The sequence below is a fragment of the Pseudonocardia sp. NPDC049154 genome, from assembly GCF_040648315.1.
Taxonomy (GTDB): domain Bacteria; phylum Actinomycetota; class Actinomycetes; order Mycobacteriales; family Pseudonocardiaceae; genus Pseudonocardia.
Genome location: NZ_JBEZDN010000001.1, coordinates 275,327 through 290,857, shown reverse-complemented (window position 1 = coordinate 290,857; position 15,531 = coordinate 275,327). Strand labels below are relative to the sequence as shown.

At 72.3% G+C, this 15,531-nt stretch carries 15 protein-coding genes; 3 read left to right on the top strand and 12 right to left on the bottom strand.

Annotation, left to right across the window (positions count from 1 at the left end; genetic code table 11):
- Positions 1–114 precede the first annotated feature (114 nt).
- Positions 115–531 (bottom strand): ester cyclase, encoded by a 417-nt coding sequence (locus AB0B41_RS01430; RefSeq protein WP_358197654.1) that lies wholly within the window; start codon positions 529–531, stop codon positions 115–117.
- 132 nt (positions 532–663) lie between these two features.
- On the opposite strand from AB0B41_RS01430, the gene AB0B41_RS01425 reads away from it, so the two are divergent.
- Positions 664–1,305: a response regulator gene (locus AB0B41_RS01425; RefSeq protein WP_358197652.1), complete on the top strand. Its 642-nt coding sequence runs from the start codon at positions 664–666 to the stop codon at positions 1,303–1,305.
- 2 nt (positions 1,306–1,307) lie between these two features.
- Here the strand turns inward: AB0B41_RS01425 and AB0B41_RS01420 are convergent, their stop codons facing one another.
- From AB0B41_RS01420 to rfbD, 11 genes are all read right to left on the bottom strand, one after another.
- Positions 1,308–2,036 carry a glycosyltransferase family 2 protein gene (locus AB0B41_RS01420; protein WP_358197649.1) on the bottom strand — a complete coding sequence of 243 codons (729 nt, stop codon included), beginning with the start codon at positions 2,034–2,036 and terminating at the stop codon, positions 1,308–1,310.
- Between the two features lie 186 nt (positions 2,037–2,222).
- Complete coding sequence (locus AB0B41_RS01415) at positions 2,223–3,263, bottom strand: GNAT family N-acetyltransferase (protein ID WP_358197647.1); 1,041 nt, start codon at positions 3,261–3,263, stop codon at positions 2,223–2,225.
- 20 nt (positions 3,264–3,283) lie between these two features.
- On the bottom strand, positions 3,284–4,348 hold the full coding sequence (locus AB0B41_RS01410) for a 2-aminoethylphosphonate aminotransferase (protein WP_358197645.1): 1,065 nt from the start codon (positions 4,346–4,348) through the stop codon (positions 3,284–3,286).
- A 2-nt stretch (positions 4,349–4,350) separates the two neighbouring features.
- Positions 4,351–5,130 (bottom strand): phosphocholine cytidylyltransferase family protein, encoded by a 780-nt coding sequence (locus tag AB0B41_RS01405; protein WP_358197643.1) that lies wholly within the window; start codon positions 5,128–5,130, stop codon positions 4,351–4,353.
- Complete coding sequence (locus tag AB0B41_RS01400) at positions 5,117–6,367, bottom strand: hypothetical protein (protein ID WP_358197640.1); 1,251 nt, start codon at positions 6,365–6,367, stop codon at positions 5,117–5,119. The genes AB0B41_RS01405 and AB0B41_RS01400 overlap by 14 nt, the downstream gene beginning before the upstream one ends.
- Positions 6,367–7,548 carry a phosphonopyruvate decarboxylase gene (aepY, locus tag AB0B41_RS01395; protein WP_358197638.1) on the bottom strand — a complete coding sequence of 394 codons (1,182 nt, stop codon included), beginning with the start codon at positions 7,546–7,548 and terminating at the stop codon, positions 6,367–6,369. Before aepY ends, AB0B41_RS01400 begins: the two co-directional genes overlap by 1 nt.
- A 25-nt stretch (positions 7,549–7,573) precedes the next feature.
- Positions 7,574–9,250 carry a phosphoenolpyruvate mutase gene (gene aepX, locus AB0B41_RS01390; RefSeq protein ID WP_358197635.1) on the bottom strand — a complete coding sequence of 559 codons (1,677 nt, stop codon included), beginning with the start codon at positions 9,248–9,250 and terminating at the stop codon, positions 7,574–7,576.
- A 52-nt stretch (positions 9,251–9,302) separates the two neighbouring features.
- Positions 9,303–10,064 carry a hypothetical protein gene (locus AB0B41_RS01385; RefSeq protein WP_358197633.1) on the bottom strand — a complete coding sequence of 254 codons (762 nt, stop codon included), beginning with the start codon at positions 10,062–10,064 and terminating at the stop codon, positions 9,303–9,305.
- A 946-nt stretch (positions 10,065–11,010) separates the two neighbouring features.
- The gene (locus tag AB0B41_RS01380; protein WP_358197631.1) at positions 11,011–11,982 is read right to left on the bottom strand and encodes an ERCC4 domain-containing protein; all 972 of its coding nucleotides are present in this window, start codon (positions 11,980–11,982) and stop codon (positions 11,011–11,013) included.
- Between the two features lie 197 nt (positions 11,983–12,179).
- A complete protein-coding gene (rfbA, locus tag AB0B41_RS01375) occupies positions 12,180–13,088 on the bottom strand; it encodes a glucose-1-phosphate thymidylyltransferase RfbA (RefSeq protein ID WP_358197629.1) in 909 nt (302 codons plus the stop codon).
- Positions 13,085–13,933: a dTDP-4-dehydrorhamnose reductase gene (gene rfbD, locus AB0B41_RS01370; protein ID WP_358197627.1), complete on the bottom strand. Its 849-nt coding sequence runs from the start codon at positions 13,931–13,933 to the stop codon at positions 13,085–13,087. Before rfbD ends, rfbA begins: the two co-directional genes overlap by 4 nt.
- Positions 13,934–13,973: 40 nt before the next feature.
- Here rfbD and rfbB point away from each other — a divergent pair, with 40 nt between their 5' ends.
- Both rfbB and rfbC read left to right on the top strand, forming a co-directional pair.
- The gene (gene rfbB, locus AB0B41_RS01365) at positions 13,974–14,942 is read left to right on the top strand and encodes a dTDP-glucose 4,6-dehydratase (protein WP_358197625.1); all 969 of its coding nucleotides are present in this window, start codon (positions 13,974–13,976) and stop codon (positions 14,940–14,942) included.
- Complete coding sequence (gene rfbC / locus AB0B41_RS01360; protein ID WP_358197623.1) at positions 14,939–15,517, top strand: dTDP-4-dehydrorhamnose 3,5-epimerase; 579 nt, start codon at positions 14,939–14,941, stop codon at positions 15,515–15,517. Before rfbB ends, rfbC begins: the two co-directional genes overlap by 4 nt.
- The last annotated feature ends 14 nt before the right edge of the window (positions 15,518–15,531 follow it).

The window sequence follows — 15,531 nt, the reverse complement described above, 5'->3', positions numbered from 1 at the left end:
CGGGAGTCTCGGCCTCCATCCGGTCATCGTTACGGCCCGAACCATGCGGATCGAGCAGCACGGGCGAGTCGCAGCTGCCCCTGTGCGCCCTCGGAGTGATCACTTCCTCGCGCCTCAGTTCACGAGGCCGAGCTGCGTCAGCATCTCCATCTGGTCGAAGTAGAGGGTGTGGCCCGTGATCGTGCCGTTCTCGAGCAGGTAGACCCCGCAGAAGGGGACGCGCACCGGCTTGCCGGTGGGGTCGATCATCTGCCCGTCGGGGGTCGGGAGGGGGCCGGTGTGGGTGCCCTCGAAGACCGCTTCGAGGAGGACCTGACCGGCCTGGCCGAAGAGCCGGCGCTCGACGACGCTGTTGTCGGGGAAACCGTCCTGATAGCCGCCCCAGAACATCCGGGCGCCGTCGAGATCTTCGAGGTGCACGCCGCCAGGAACGTCGAAGACCGACTTGTCCGAGTAGTGCGCGAGCCAGTCATCGAGGTTCCGGTTGTTCCAGGCCTCGAACTCGTTTCGGACCAGTTGCAGGTCGTCCATCGTCCTCACCTCGTGTCGCAGGGGCGACCAGGGTGCTCCTCGGTGGCCGGCCCGTCGCTGCGCAGAAGTGCGTACCGGCCGGGGTAACGGCGCGCTCACACTCAGCGAGCATGCGCACGGAGAGGAGACGGCGTGCTCACGGACATCACGGGGCTGATCGGGGTGCTGGTGTGGCCGGCGCTGGTGCTCGGCGTGGTCGTGCTGTTCCGGAAGCCGCTCACCACCCTGCTGTCCGGGTCGCTGACGGTGAAGGGGCCGGGCGGGCTGGAGATCTCGGCGTCGAGCAGGCAGCAGGCTGCAACTGCGCTCACCCAGGCCACGGCGGCGAAGGGTGCGCCGCCGATGGACCAGAAGGCCGCGCTGGACCACGTCGACGCCGCCGCACGGACGTTGCAGGACGTCGGTGGCCGGGCCCGGCTGCTGTGGGTCGACGACCACCCCAGCACCAACCGGCACGAGGCGACGGCGATGGAGGCCGTGGGCATCGACGTCGAGCTCAGCCCGTCGACCGAGGACGCCCTCGAGCGCATCCAGCGCAACCGGTACGACGTGATCGTCTCCGACATGGAACGCCTGCAGCAGCCGCAGGCCGGCTACGACCTGCTGCAGAAGCTGCGGTCGACGGGCGTGCACACCCCGTTCATCGTCTACGCCCGGACCGGGCGGCCCGAGCACTTCGACGAGGCGGTGCGGCACGGGGCCGAGGGGTGGGCGGACACGCCCGTGCAGCTCATGCAGATGGTGCTCGCCGCAGTGCGGCGGGAGCGGGGCTGAGGTCAGAAGCGGTCGTAGGCCTGGGGGACGACGCCGTCGACCGACGCGCGGGGCGCGGGCACGGTGCGGACCGAGGAACGTCGCTCGGCGAAGAGCGCCTTGATCATCCGTGAGTTCTCGGCCAGCGAGTTGGTCGGGTACGGCTGGTGCCACGGCGCCGCCCGGATGCCCGGGACCTCGCACACCGCCAGTCCCTCCTGGGCCGCACGCGCGGCGAGGAGGAGCTCGAAGCCCGCGGCGTGCCGGGTGAGGTCCGGGAGCCCGAGCCGGGGCAGGGCCGAGCGGCGGAGGGCGGTCGCGCCGCACCACGGATCCGTGACGCGCGTGCCGAGACGGGCGGAGGCGACGGCAGCGAGCGCGGCGTCGGCCACGGAGCGCCGGGCGGGGCGCGAGCCCCTGGCCAGGTCGGCGTCGTCGAGGGCCATGACCATTCGCGGGAGCTCGCTCGGGCAGGTGGACCCGTCGGCCTCGAGCAGGACGAGTGCGTCGCCGCGCGCGGCGTGCAGGCCCGCGACCATGCTGGTCCCGCGGCTCCACCCCTGTGTGACGACCCGGGAGTCCGGCCGGACGCGGCGGACGGCGTCGAGGGTGTCGTCGACCGAACCGCCGTCGGACACCACCACCTCGTACCCGGGGTCCAGCTCCGTGAGGAGGCGTTCGACGTTCCGGCGCTCGTTGAGCGTCGGGACGACCACCGAGACCGCCGGCCGCGCAGTGCCCGAACCGTGCATGTGGCCACTCCCCACGTCGGTGCACCCGTCCACCCACGGGCGCGCGGGCGGTGACGTCGCACCGGCCCGTGTCGGACTATCGGCACCTGAGGACGACGCGTTACACATGATGTGGATCCGTCAAGCGACGAACCTCGCGGACCGGATTACCGGGCCGAATGTGCTCCTGCGTGCAGCAGCCGGCCATCACATCTCCTTCAACCCCGTCACGCGCTTGACCAGCGTCTCCGCGCGCAGCCGGGCCTCGTGACCGACGCGGGCGGGCAGGCGTCGGGCGCGGAGCTCGTGGGTGTGGTGGAGGGTGGCGCCGAGCTTGGTCTTGAACGCCGCGAGCGCCGATTCCGGGTGGGCGCCGCCCATGTCGTACCACCGGCGCCCCTGGTCGCAGGCCTCCTCGACGGCGAGGCGGTGCAGCAGGTCGTTGGCCCGCAGGGGTGTCGCCAGGCCCTTGTCCATCGCGCCGCGCCAGTACTTCGCGTGACCGCCCGTGCTGAGCACGATGATCGCCGCGACCGGTTGCCCGTCGCGCCGCGCGACCCACGTCGCGCAGTCCTTGCCGAACGCGGCGGCGACGAGCGCGACCTGGTCCGGCGTGGAGCTGACCCGGCTCATCCGCCATCGGCTCAGCCAGACCGGTTCGCCCTCGGTCGTCGCGCGGCGCCGCACCGAGCGCTCGTGCAACTCGTCGTAGACATGGGCGAGCCGGCCGGTCCGGTCGACTTCCACCTCGACCCCGAGCTTCTCGGCCTTGCGCACGGCCGTCCGGGCCGTGCCACGGAAGCGGCTCTTCCAGACCTCGTCGAACCCGCGCGCGAGGTCCAGCAGGTAGCTGCTCCCGGCCGTGACGACGTACCCGGCGTCGGACGCCGTCGAGAGCCAGACCGGGTCGGCGTCCGGCCGTAGCGTCACCTCGGTCGTCAGGGTTCCGCGGCGCGCGGCCTCGCGCCAGACGAACGCGGCCTCGTCGGGCGTGACCCGGCCGTCCGTGCTGATAGGACCGCCCGTACCCCACACCTGCGGCCAACTCGACACCGCCGTGGCTGCCGACGGCAGCCGGCGCCGCCGGACCAACGGGAGCACGACCTCGCGGCCGGACGCGAAGGCGTAGTGCACGCTCGCGTCGGAGAACCGCCCGTCGCCCAGAACGGCCTCGCGCCAGGGCAGAGACTGCCCGACGACGGCCGCCTCGTCGGTCTCCAGCACCGACTGCCAGAGCGGGCTCGACACGGGCGAAGTGACCCGCACCGTCACGAGAACGCCTCGGTGAGCGCGCCGACCAGGCGCTCGACGTCCGCGTCGTGCAGGTCGCCCATCGTCGAGATCCGGAAGATCGATTTGGCGAGCTCGCCCTGCCCCGCGTAGATGACGAACCCGTCGTCCTTGAGCCCGTCGTGCAGGTCGGGATACGTGACGGAGTCCGGCAGCCGGTACGAGCGCAGGACGACCGAGCTCCTTCCGGCCGGCAGCAGCGGCGCGACGCCGACGGCGCGCAGGCCCTCGCCGACAGCGTCGGCGTAGCGGGCGTAGCGGGCGTGCCGCTCCCGCCACCCGCCCTCCGACCGCAGCTCGTCGAGCGCCGCCACCAGCGCGTACAGGCTCTGCACGGCCGGGGTGAACGGTGTGTTCCGCTGGTCCTGCAACCGCGCGAGGCGCACGAGGTCGAGGTAGTACGCCCGCTGGGTGGCCGTGGCGAGCGCCGCGCGGCGGACCACGGCGAACGCGACGCCGGGAACCCCGTGCAGGCACTTGTTGGCCGTGCCCCCGACCGCGTCGATCGGCAGACCGAAGTCGATCTCCTCGCCGCCGAAGCTGCTGACCCCGTCGACGAGCAGCCGCACGCCGTGCTCCCGGCAGACCGCGCCGACCGCGGCGAGGTCGGTGAGCCGCCCGGTCGTGGTCTCGTGGTGGACGACGGCGACGTGCGTGAACTCGGGCGAGGCCGCCAGCCGGGCGTCGAGCGCCGCGAGGTCGGGCCCGTCGAGCCAGTCCCCACTCAGCGTCTCGTGCGCGATGCCGTGACACCCGGCGATCGCGGCCATGCGCTCGCCGTAGACGCCGTTCTCCAGCACGAGCAGCCGGCCGTCCGCCGGCACCACGGACGCGACCATGCTCTCCACCGCCGCCGTTCCCGAGCCGGTGAGCAGCACGGCGGCCCACTCGGCGGGCTCGAGGTCGTAGACGGACAGCAGCCCGGCGCGCGCTGCGTCCTGCAGGTCGAAGAACTCTGGCTCGCGGTGGCAGAGGTCCGGGCCGAGCAGGCTCTCCCGCACGCGCGGCGAGAGCGTGACGGGCCCGGGATTGAGCAGGAACACGATCACACCTCGGAGAGGGTCAGGTGGGGGAGCACGTCCGTGTGGGCGCGCTCGACGTCGTGCGGGAAGTCGATCTCGGTCCACGGGGCGCCGGTCACGTCGACCGCGGCGAACGGGTGCTCGCCCGCCCGCAGCAGGTCCCGGACGGCGTCCTCGTGCGGCAGGTCGGCACCGCCGTCCGCCACGCTCGCGCGGACGATCCGGGCCAGCCCCGCGGCGGCGGCCTCGCCGAGCCGGAAGAACCCGACCGACTCCCCGGCGTCGTCGTGGGTCAGGCCGAGATCCGGTCGTTTGGCCAGGTCGACGGGCACCCCGTCACGCAGGAGCACCTTGACCGGCTCCTCACCGGGCTCGAAGTCGCGGTCGACGAGCAGGGCGTTCGACGACGGCGCGTCCACGAGAGGCGCGAGCACCCGCGCGTCGCACAGCACGTCGGCGTCCATGAGCAGGACGGACCCGCCTGCGATGAGCTGCGGGCCCACCACGTCGACGGTGAGAATGCTGCCCAACTCCCACCGCTCGTTGACGACGAGCGTGGGCCGGGCAGGAAGGTCGAGTCGGTCGAGCTCGCGCTCGATCTCCTCGTGCGCGTAGCCGGTCGCGACCACCACGTCCCTGACCCCGCAGGCGTGCAACTCACGGAGCTGCCGCTCGAGCAGGGTCATGCCGCCGAACCGCAACAGGCACTTCGGGCCCGGGCGTGCGTCGACGTCGAGCCGGCGGCCCCGTCCGGCGGCCAGGATCACCGCCCGCATCACGTCGTGGGGCTCAGTCGTCGTCACGCGGACCTCCAGGGGCGCGGCTGCGGGTGCGGGCCGCCATCACGAACAGCACCACGGTCGAGAGGACCAGCAGCCCGGCCGCGGTCCAGGCGTAGAGGATCAGCTCGTGCCGGGTGAGCACGAGCACGCAGACGACCGCGACCACGGGGGCCGACACCGCGCGGACCGTCACCAGCAGCCCGCTGGCCCCGGACGTCAGCATGGTCAGCGTGGCGGCCCGGCCCAACGCGGACGCCGCTGCGTACACCGCGACCGCCAGCGCGACCGGCGCCCCGATCGCCCAGGAGTCCCCGACCACGGCTTGGCCCACCGACACCGGCAGGAAGGTCAGCGCGAGCCCGATCACGAGGGCGAGCACGGCCACGCCGCCGAACCGGCGGGCGGCCCACCAGAGCTTGCCCGCGGGCGTCAGCGTGAGGTCGCGCATCCTCGGCAGCACGGTCATGCTCAGCGCGATGGCCAGCGTGCTGATCGGGCCGAGGGCCGACTGGGCGAGACGCAGGCCGCCGAGCGCCTGCGTGGACAGGAACACCGCGGTGAGCAGGGTGAGGAGCTGGTCGAGCCCGGTCGAGATCACGTAGTCGCCCGCGAGGTGGGCGCTGACCCGGCGCGGCCACGGCCGGTGCCAGCTCGTCCAGCGCGAGGACCAGGGCGGGAGGACCGCGAGACAGGCTGCCCACGGGCCGGCGCCCAGGCCGAGCACGGTGACCAGCGGGCCGAGGTCCAGGGCCAGGGCCAGGGCGACCCAACCGACCGTGACCACCGCCGCGACGAGGTCACCGGGCAGCAGCCGCAGGTAGGCCGAGCGCCCCTGGTAGTGCATCCGGACGGCATCCCAGTACAGGCACCCCGGCAGGACGAGGCCGGTGCCCAGGACGACGGTGCGCAACTCCCCGGAGAGGAACAGGGCTCCGACGACCCCGACGGCCAGCGCACCCGTCCCGAAGAGCAGCGCCAGCCGCCGAGCCTCCGCGACCGGCCGCGTGGGGTCGACCGTCCGGTCCGCGACGATGGGGGTGAGGACGGTGGCCTGGGCGACGCCGACGCAGAACAGCACGGCCAGCTGCCCCGAGGCAAACAGGCCGAACGCGGCGGGCGGCAGAGAGCGGGAGGCGAGCACGACGACGGCCAGGCTCGTGAGAGCGACGACGGCCTGGTTGGGTGCGGCGGTCCGCGCCAGCCGGGCGATCGGGCGGGGCAGGCGCGCGAGGACGTTCGGAGCGGGGGCCTCCGGCATCACGGGGCCGGTGCCCCCGCGGACGGCTCCGCGACCCGCTCGGCGAGGTGGGACATCAGGCGGCGGGCGACCTCGGGGGGCGTGACGGTCGGGCGCGGCAGGTCCTTCGGCGTCCCGGCCGCGATCCGGAGCCGGGCGAACCGCGGCCCGTCGACCGCGGACGCGTCGAGCAGCGCGTCGACCAGGCCCGGATCGTCGCCCTCCAGCGCCACGGGGTAGCCGCAGGCCGCGGCGACGCCGGCGAACGACACGTTCGGCGAGACGGTGGCCTGGCCGCCCGTCGACTCGTGCGCGCCGTTGTCCAGCAGCAGGTGGGTGAGGTTGGGCGGGCCGTACGTGCCGAGCGTGGCGAACGCGCTCATGCGCATCAGCGCCGCACCGTCGCCGTCGACCGCGACCACGTGCACGTCGGGCCGGGCCAAGGCCAGGCCGAGGGCGAGCAGCGCGACGCATCCCATCGAACCGACCATGTAGAGCTGGTTGGGGCGGTCGGCGAGCGCGTAGAGCTCGCGGCCGCAGTAGCCGGTGGAGGCGAGCACGACGGTCGACCCCTCGGGAGTGCGCTCGACGACCCGCTGCAGGGCCTCCCGCCGGGAGGGCAGGGCGCCGGCGGGGGCCAGAGATGCGGGCGCGGCGCCCACGGGTGCGCTCGGCGGGCGCACCCCCTCGCGCAACGCGTACGGGCCGACCGTCCCCTTGTGCATCACCAGCGCATAGGGGCGCCCGGTGCCGTCCATGTGCGCCACGGCCGAGTCGAGCGCCGGGCCGACGGCCGCCTCCTCGGACGGGAAGTCCGCCCAGGGGATCTCCATCGTCTCGAGCATCTGCGGTGTGATCCGGCCCATCAGCTCGTGCTGCGGCTCGTCGGGGCTGCCGGGCTCGCCGCGCCAGGTCACGATCAGCAGCTGGGGGAGGCGGAAGGTCCAGGTCAGCGAGGTCAACGGGCTGACGGCGTTGCCGAGCCCGGAGTTCTGCAGCATCGTCACCGCGCGCCCGCCGCCGAGGGTGACCCCGGCGGAGATCGCCACGGCGTCGCCCTCGTTGGCCGCGGACAGGTACTGCAGGCGGTCGGCCTGCAGCACGTAGTTGATGAACGGGGTGAGATACGAGCAGGGCACGCCGGTGTACCGGGCGAACCCGCGTGCCCGGGCCTCGTCGACGAAGGTCTCGGCGGCGATCACGCTGTGCTCCCGTCGGGGTCGGGACTCACGGCCGGGCGAACTCGCCGGCGCGGTCGAAGTCGTAGAGGTCGTTGATGCCGCGCCAGTGGCCGTGGATGTACAGGACCTCGACTGTCCCACCGTCGTCGACGAGCGCATTGAGCAGGTCCGGCAGGTCCAGCCGGTCGAAGTCCGGCCGCTCCGCCAGGCGCTCCATCATCCGGGTCAGCCGGCCGACGCCGTCGCCGCGCACGGCCAGCATCCCGATCCACCGGCCGTCCGCGCCGGCGGGCTCGCCCGTGACCCGGCGCAGCAGCACCTGGCGGCCGAAGAGGGACCGGTCGTCGGGTTCCGAGCACTGCACGAAGTCGTTCGTGCTGCCCGCGTCCTCATCCGTCGCGGCGGCGGAGTCCACGACCACCGCGAAATCCGCTGTGACCTCGACCAGGTCGCGCAGGATGTAGCCGCGCAGCATCAGGTCGCCGTAGGAGATGACGGTGTCGCGCGTCAGCGCCGGCAGCGCACGCCGCAGCGACTCCAGCTCGCCGGTCTCGTCGAACCGCTCGTTGACCTCCAGCTTCAGCCCCGAGATGTCGATCGCGTCCGCCCGGTACCCGCCGACCACGGTGATGTCGTTCATGCCCTGGGACTTGAACGTGTCGACGAGCCAGCGCAGCAGCGGCTTGCCGGCGATGGGCAGCATGACCTTCGGCCGGTCCTCGGTCACCGCCTCGAGCCCACGGCCCCGCGACGCGGCCAGGACGACGGCGGCCGGCGGCTGGTGCGCCACGGACAGGTAGCGCCGCTCGGCGGCGGCGTACTCGTCGGTGCCCTGCAGTCGAAAGATCTCCCGGACCGGCGCGACCCGGTCCTCCACGTTGACCAGGGTGCGGCTGTCGTGGATCTCGCGGGCCACCGACTGCATCGCCGAGGCCGCCGCGCGCAGCAGGTGGTTCGCCCAGATCACGACGCTGATCCCGGCCTCGCGGAACACGGTGGTGGGCGTGCTGTAGTACTTGGTCGGCACGATCACGAGCGGCGCCCGGTCCTGCCACTGCGCGGTGAACTCGAGGATCTCGTCCGGGCGCGACTTGGCGCTGTGGATCAGGATCGCGTCGGCCCCGGCCTCGTGGTACGACGCGGCGCGGTGCAGCGCCTCGTCCACGCCCCAGCCGGCGATCATCGCCTCGACCCGGGCGACCAGGACGAAGTCGTCGTCGAGCTGCGAGTCCTTGCCGGCCTTGATCCGGCCGCAGAACTCCTCGACCTCGGCCAGCGGCTGCCGGTCGCCGTCGATGAAGCTGTTGGTCTTGGGAAACTGCTTGTCCTCGATGCAGACGCCGGCGACCCCGCGCTGCTCCAGCTTGCGCACCAGGCGGCGGACGTTGTTGAAGTTGCCGAAGCCTGTGTCGCCGTCGAGCAGGATCGGCAGGTCGCTGGCGTCGGCCATGAACTCGACGACGTCGACGATCTGCGTCCAGCTGGCCTCGTTGTTGTCCCGGACGCCGAGCTGGGCCGACATGGCCAGCCCGGAGGCCCAGATCCCACCGAACCCGGACTCCCGCACGATCCGGGCGGACAGCCCGTTGTGCGCCTCCATCAGGAAGTCGAGCTCGTCGGAGAAGATCATCTGCCGCAGGGCCGCCGCCCGGGACCGCGGCGCGGGCGACCCGGCCTCGATCCGGGGCCGAGGCAGGTCGGCGGGCAGCAGTGGTTCGGCCATCGAGGGTTTCCCTTCGTCCTGGCGACGGTGTTCCCGGAAGGTGCGTGGCGGGTCACCGCGCTCCGACCGGCCGCCACTCGCGTGTCCGCACGATTGCGTTGTCGTCCAGGTAGCTCCAGGTCGGATCCGGCGTGCGCCAGTCGCCGTAGTGGAGCTCCAGGATCTTCTCGTGGTCGACGGGCTTGAGCCACGTCCGCCCGAGGAAGTCGAACGGTCCGAGGTCGAGCCGGGGCAGCCGGCCGACGGCCTCGACCAGGCCGGTGGAGTCGGCCCCGTACAGGTGGAACTCCTGCATGTCCTGCTCGGCGGGGTGGAGCCGGAAGAACTCGAACAGCGCCCCGCGCCGGATGAAGATCCGCTCGGTCAGCTCGCCGTGGTTGTCGCGGAACGAGTACCAGCGGCGGAAACCGGCCGCGAGCAGCGCAGGTTCGGCATTGTCGAGGAGCTCCTCGTCGGCCGCGTCGTAGCAGAAGTCCGCGTCGCCGATGTCGTGCAGCAGGAGCCGACCCTCGCGTGCCCAGCCCAGAAGCATTCCGCCCCAGACCCAGTAGCGCTCGCCGAACGCGGTGTCCGCCAGTACGTCGTTGAGCAGCCGGAGGTCCTCCACGAAGCGACGGGCGCGCCGGCGGCGCACGACCTCCGGGACCAGCCCGAGGCGGGAGAGGATCCGGTCGGCCTGGGGGCCGAGGAAGTCCCGCAACGCCACGACCTCGTTGCCGGGGATGCGCCGCACCGTGCGGTCCAGCTCCATGCTGCGCAGTTGGCGGCGCACCACGTCGACGACCTGCTCGATCGTCGCGGGCAGTTGCACCACGGTGTCCCCTTTCGGGTGTCGGAGCCGGAGATGATCGTGTCCAACCGGTGAATCGGACATGTACTCGAAGCAAACGGCCGCCAGCGTAGGTCATTGGGTAAAACGCGGCGAACCGAGCGGAACCGTCCGGTGCGAGGTTCCGTCCGCATTCCTCCAGCCATGATCGAACAGCAGTGCCGGATGGGCTTCCGCCTCTTTCGGACGATCTTGTTCGGCTCGGCTGCGGTGTTCTGGGGAGCGCCCGTTGTGGGCCGGTGGTGGGCGCATCACTCTCGTGACTCGCGGAAGGTTCGGCTCAGCCGCCGTCCGGAAATCGGAAGGTCACGACGCCGACGTCTCCTCGGCGGACGATCGGAGAAGCGGGAGGGCAAGGCGGACCCGGTGCGCGCGGGAGGATCTTCGGCGCTCAAAAGAAGGCACGGAGAATACGCGTCGGGAGGGGCGTGCGCTCCTCGCAGTATTCGTACCATTGGTCCTTCTGCACCCCTTCGATCGTCCGAATGAACAGTCTGGCGTCGATCGCCCGGCACGCGAGAACGATCTCGAATTCGGTCGTCGCCGAGGAGGCCAACGCCCGGTCGGCGAGATCATGTCGGTCGGGCGTCCTCCGGTGAGCAGGCGTCCGATGTTCCGGCTCTCGTCCAGGGTCAGGACGATGACCGAGACCGCGGTCGACGCGCGGGGTAGCTCCGGCGTCGATCCGTTCATGTGGCCCCCTGCCGTCGGTGCGCCCGCCGATCCACCTGCCTGCTCGTGGTGGGCGAGGCGTTCCGCATGCTCGTGTCATCAGCCGTCGACCGGCGCGGGTTCGCCGAGCTGGTTCGTGGCCATCGACGCGGTGGATCGCCATGTGACGCCTTCCGACACGTTCCTGGACCAAAGTTGGGCCGGGCGGCCGCACGAGTAGGACCGAGCAGCGCAGGGCGCTCGCAGGTGAAGGCCGTCTTCAGGCCGAGTGCGCCGCCCGCCAGGCCTCGTGCACCTCGGGCCGCAGCCTCCCCTTGTCCGGGACGGCGATCCCGTTCTCCCGGGCCCAGCGCCGGACCTCGGCGGTCGACGGCGGGGGTGCGGCCGGGGCGTCGGCCAGCGCGGAGTCGCCGCCGATCCGTTCGGCGGCCACGGCCTCGGTCTCGGCCCAGGACCGGGCTGCGGCGAGGAAGCGGTAGGTCCACTCCTCGGCGAGCGCGCGGGTGTCGCAGAAGACGATCGGGATCGCGGGCCATCGGACCTGTAGCTCCGCGAGGCCGTCGGCGATCGTGGCGGGCCGGACGTACGTCTGCTTGAAGATCGACGAGTACCGCTCCTCGACGACGACGGCCGCCCGCGGGAGAGTCGCGAGCTCGGTGAGGGCGAAGCGCAGCCGGCCGTCGGACACGCTGCCGACCAGATCGGACAGTGCCTTGCGCTCGACGGCCGCGACCACCGCGCCACCCTGCCCGAGGACCGCGTAGTCCCCGCAGCTCAGGCCGCGCTTGGTAGTGGTCACCTGCTGGCCGCTGAAGGAGTACGGGTAGCGCTCGTGGGCGTCGACGACGATCTCGAGTCCGGCGATCCCGGAGGCGCGTGCGGTCGGGAGCCGGACGTCCGGGCGCGCCTGCTTGCGGGTCCGCGGCGACTGCCAGAAGACCATCTCCCGCCCGCGGGCCCGGGTGAAGACGATCTGCGAGCGCTGCTCGCGCCCACGGTCGGCGACGACGTCGATCGCCGCCCCGCGCCGGACGCAGGACTTGAGCGCCACCCGCTCGACGATCTCGGGGTCGGGCGGCCACTCGTCCGCGTCGACGGGATGGCAGTAGATCGCCTTGGTGCGCGGCCAGGTGTCCTTGGCCCGGAAGACGAGCCCGCCGGCGAGCGGCACGCGGATCAGGTACGGCAGCGAGCTGTCCGGGTCGGGATTGCGGGCGACGAGCAACTCCACACCGCGAGTCTCGCGCACCGGGCAAGCACTGCTCCGAAGGGCGCAGTACTTGTCCAGATCGTGGCGCCGGGCACTGCCGGACGGCGATGCACCGATCTCCCGCGTCTGGAGCCCGGCCGGTGACGCCCCGCTCACGACCTTTCCGGATCGACCTCTCTACGGCGCCAAGGACGAGGCCTGGGACATCACGGGCTCGCTCATCGTGGCGCGGTGAACGACGCCGCTCCCATCGACCGAGCGACGTCCATGACGTACTGCCCGTAGCCGTTCCTGGCCTGCTTCTCGCCGAGCGCGTAGCAGGCGTCGGCGTCGATGAAGCCCATCCGCAGCGCGACCTCCTCGAGGCAGGCGATGCGGATGCCCTGCCGGTTCTCGAGGACCTGGACGTAGTGCCCGGCCTCGATCAGCGACTCGTGGGTGCCGGTGTCGAGCCAGGCGAAGCCGCGGCCGAGGTCGACGAGCCGGGCGCGGCCCTGCTCCATGTACGTGCGGTTGAGGTCGGTGATCTCCAGCTCGCCCCGGGCCGACGGCCGCAGCCGCCTGGCGAGCTCGGCCGCGTGGCCGTCGTAGAGGTAGAGGCCGGTGATGGCGCGGTCGGAGCGCGGCTTGTCGGGCTTCTCCTCGATGGAGACCAGCCGGCCCTGGTCGTCGGCCTCGCCGACGCCGTAGCGCTGCGGGTCCTTGACGGGGTAGCCGAACAGGACGCACCCGTCGCCCTCGGGGCCGAGGCCGTCCCGGGCGTCGCGGAGCATCCCGGAGAAGCGGGGGCCGTGGAAGATGTTGTCGCCGAGCACCAACGCGACGTTCTCGCCCGCGATGTGGTCCTCGCCGATGAGGAAGGCCTCGGCGATGCCGTTGGGTTCGGCCTGGATGGCGTAGGTGATGTCGAGGCCCAGCTCGCTGCCGTCGTCGAGCAGGCGGTGGAACATCGGCGCGTCCTCGGGCGTGGTGATCACGAGGATCTCGCGGACGCCGGCCAGCATCAGCGTGGAGAGCGGGTAGTAGATCATCGGCTTGTCGAACACCGGGAGCAGCTGCTTCGAGACGCCGCGGGTGATCGGGTGCAGCCGGGTTCCGGTGCCGCCGGCGAGGACGATGCCCTTCACGTGTCGATCCCCTCCCGGGCGAGATAGGCCTCCAGGCTCTCCCGCCAGTCCGGCAGCGTGACGCCCGCCTTCGCCGCCTTCGTCAGGTCGAGGACGCTGTTCAAGGGCCGTCGGGCTGCCTCGGGCTTGTCGGCGAAGTACGCGGCGGTGGTGGTGTCCGTGACGTCGTGTGTGTTCCGGCCGGACGCGGCGAAGACGAACCGGGCGACGTCCGCCCAGCTCGCGGGCTCTCCGTCGTTGGTCAGGTGGTAGGTGCCGGGCGCGGCGTCGAGGAGCCCGAGGATCCCCGTGGCGAGGTCGGAGGCCAGCGTGGGCCTTCCGATCTGGTCGGCGACGACGGTCGGGCTGACGCCCTTGTGCGCCAGCGTGCGCATGGTGCGGGCGAAGTTGGCGCCGTCGCCGATCACCCAGGTCGGGCGGACGATCCAGTGTCTCGGGGTGGTCGCGACGGCGGCGTCGCCGGCGGCCTTCGAGGCGCCGTAGGCGCTGAGCGGGGCGATCTCGGCGGTCTCGGGGATCGGGCCCTCGTGCGTGCCGTCGAAGACGTACTCGGTGGAGACGTGCACCAGGCGCAGGTCGTGCTCGGTCGCGATGCGGGCGAGCGCGGCGGGGGCGAGGGCGTTGGCGGCCCAGGCCCGGCGACGGCCCTCGGGCGTCTCGGCGGCGTCGACCTTGGTGTAGGCGGCGGCGTTGAGGACCGTGTCGAAGGCCGACCAGTCGACGGCGGCGACGGCGGCCTTGTCGGTCAGGTCCAGCTCGGCGTGGGTCAGCGCCCGCGCGGTCGGCAGGGCCGCGGCCAGCGCCTTCCCGAGCTGGCCGCCCGCTCCGAGGACGAGGGCGCGCACGGGGGCATTCTGCCGAGCGGCCCGTCGCTACCCTCGCCGGGTGCGCGTTCTGGTCACGGGTGGGGCGGGGTTCATCGGGTCGCACTTCGTGCGGTCGCTGGTTGCGGGCGCCTACCCGGCCCTGGCCGGTGAGGTCCGGGTGCTGGATCTGCTGACCTATGCGGGGCGGCGGGAGAACCTGGCCGGCTGCGACGTGGATCTTCGGGTGGGGGACGTCCGGGATCCTGCTGCCGCGTCGTCGGCGGTGGCGGGCTGCGATGTGGTGGTGCACTTCGCGGCGGAGTCGCACGTGGACCGGTCGATCGCGGGGGCGGCGGACTTCGTGTCGACGAACGTGGTCGGCACGCAGGTGATGCTGCAGGCGGCGCTGGACGTCGGGGTCGGGAAGTTCGTGCACGTCTCGACCGACGAGGTGTACGGGTCGATCGAGGCGGGGTCGTGGTCGGAGGACCACGTGCTGGAGCCGAACTCGCCGTACTCGGCGTCGAAGGCGGGCAGCGACCTGCTGGCGCGGTCGTATCACCGGACGCACGGGCTGGACGTGTCGATCACGCGGTGCAGCAACAACTACGGGCCGTACCAGTTCCCGGAGAAGGTGATCCCGCTGTTCGTGACGAACCTGCTCGACGGGGGCACGGTGCCGTTGTACGGCGACGGGCTCAACGTGCGGGACTGGCTGCACGTCGACGACCACTGCCGGGGGATCGCGCTGGTCGCGGCCTCGGGTCGGGCCGGGGAGGTCTACAACATCGGCGGCGGCACGGAGCTGGCGAACCGGGAGCTGACGGCGCGGCTGCTGGAGGCGGTGGGGGTGGACTGGTCGCGGGTGGAGCCGGTGCCGGACCGGAAGGGCCACGACCGGCGGTACTCGGTGGACTGGTCGAAGATCCGCGCCGAGCTGGGGTACGAGCCGCGGGTGTCGTTCGAAGCGGGGCTGGCGGAGACGGTGCAGTGGTACCGGGACAACCGGCCCTGGTGGGAGCCGCTGAAGAGCGGGGTGGCGTCGTGAAGTACCGGGAGCTGGGGATCTCGGGGGCGTGGGTGTTCGAGCCGCCGGTGTTCCCGGACCGGCGTGGGGTGTTCGTGGCGCCGTTCCAGGGGCCGGTGTTCCGCGAGGCGCTGGGGTTCGACCTGGTCGTGGGGCAGACGAACCACTCGGTGTCGCGGCTCGGGGTGGTGCGCGGGGTGCACTTCGCGGACGCGCCGCCGGGGCAGGCGAAGTACGTGTCGTGCCCGTCGGGGCGGCTGCTCGACGTGATCGTGGACGTGCGGGTGGGGTCGCCGACCTTCGGGCGGTGGGAGGCCGTCGAGCTGGACGACGGTTCTCACTCAGGGTCGATGCGCGCGGTGTACCTCGCCGAGGGGTTGGGGCACGCGTTCGTCGCGCTGGAGGAGGCGACGGTGATGGCCTACCTGTGCTCGACGCCGTACAACCCCACCGCCGAGCACGGGATCTCGCCGCTGGACCCGGAGCTGGGCCTGCCCTGGCCTTCTGATCTCGAGCTGGTCCTGTCCGACAAGGACCGGGACGCGCCCACCCTCGCCGAGGCGAAGGAGCAGGGGATCCTGCCGGTGTACCGGTAGGGCGTCCCAGCCGG

What these genes read in the sequence shown, in the direction of transcription:
- AB0B41_RS01420 (WP_358197649.1), bottom strand. Translation starts at nt 2,036, where the DNA reads ATGCACGGTTCGGGCACTGCGCGGCCGGCGGTCTCGGTGGTCGTCCCG.
- AB0B41_RS01400 (WP_358197640.1), bottom strand. Translation starts at nt 6,367, where the DNA reads ATGCCGGAGGCCCCCGCTCCGAACGTCCTCGCGCGCCTGCCCCGCCCG.
- aepX (WP_358197635.1), bottom strand. Translation starts at nt 9,250, where the DNA reads ATGGCCGAACCACTGCTGCCCGCCGACCTGCCTCGGCCCCGGATCGAG.
- AB0B41_RS01430 (WP_358197654.1), bottom strand. Translation starts at nt 531, where the DNA reads ATGGACGACCTGCAACTGGTCCGAAACGAGTTCGAGGCCTGGAACAAC.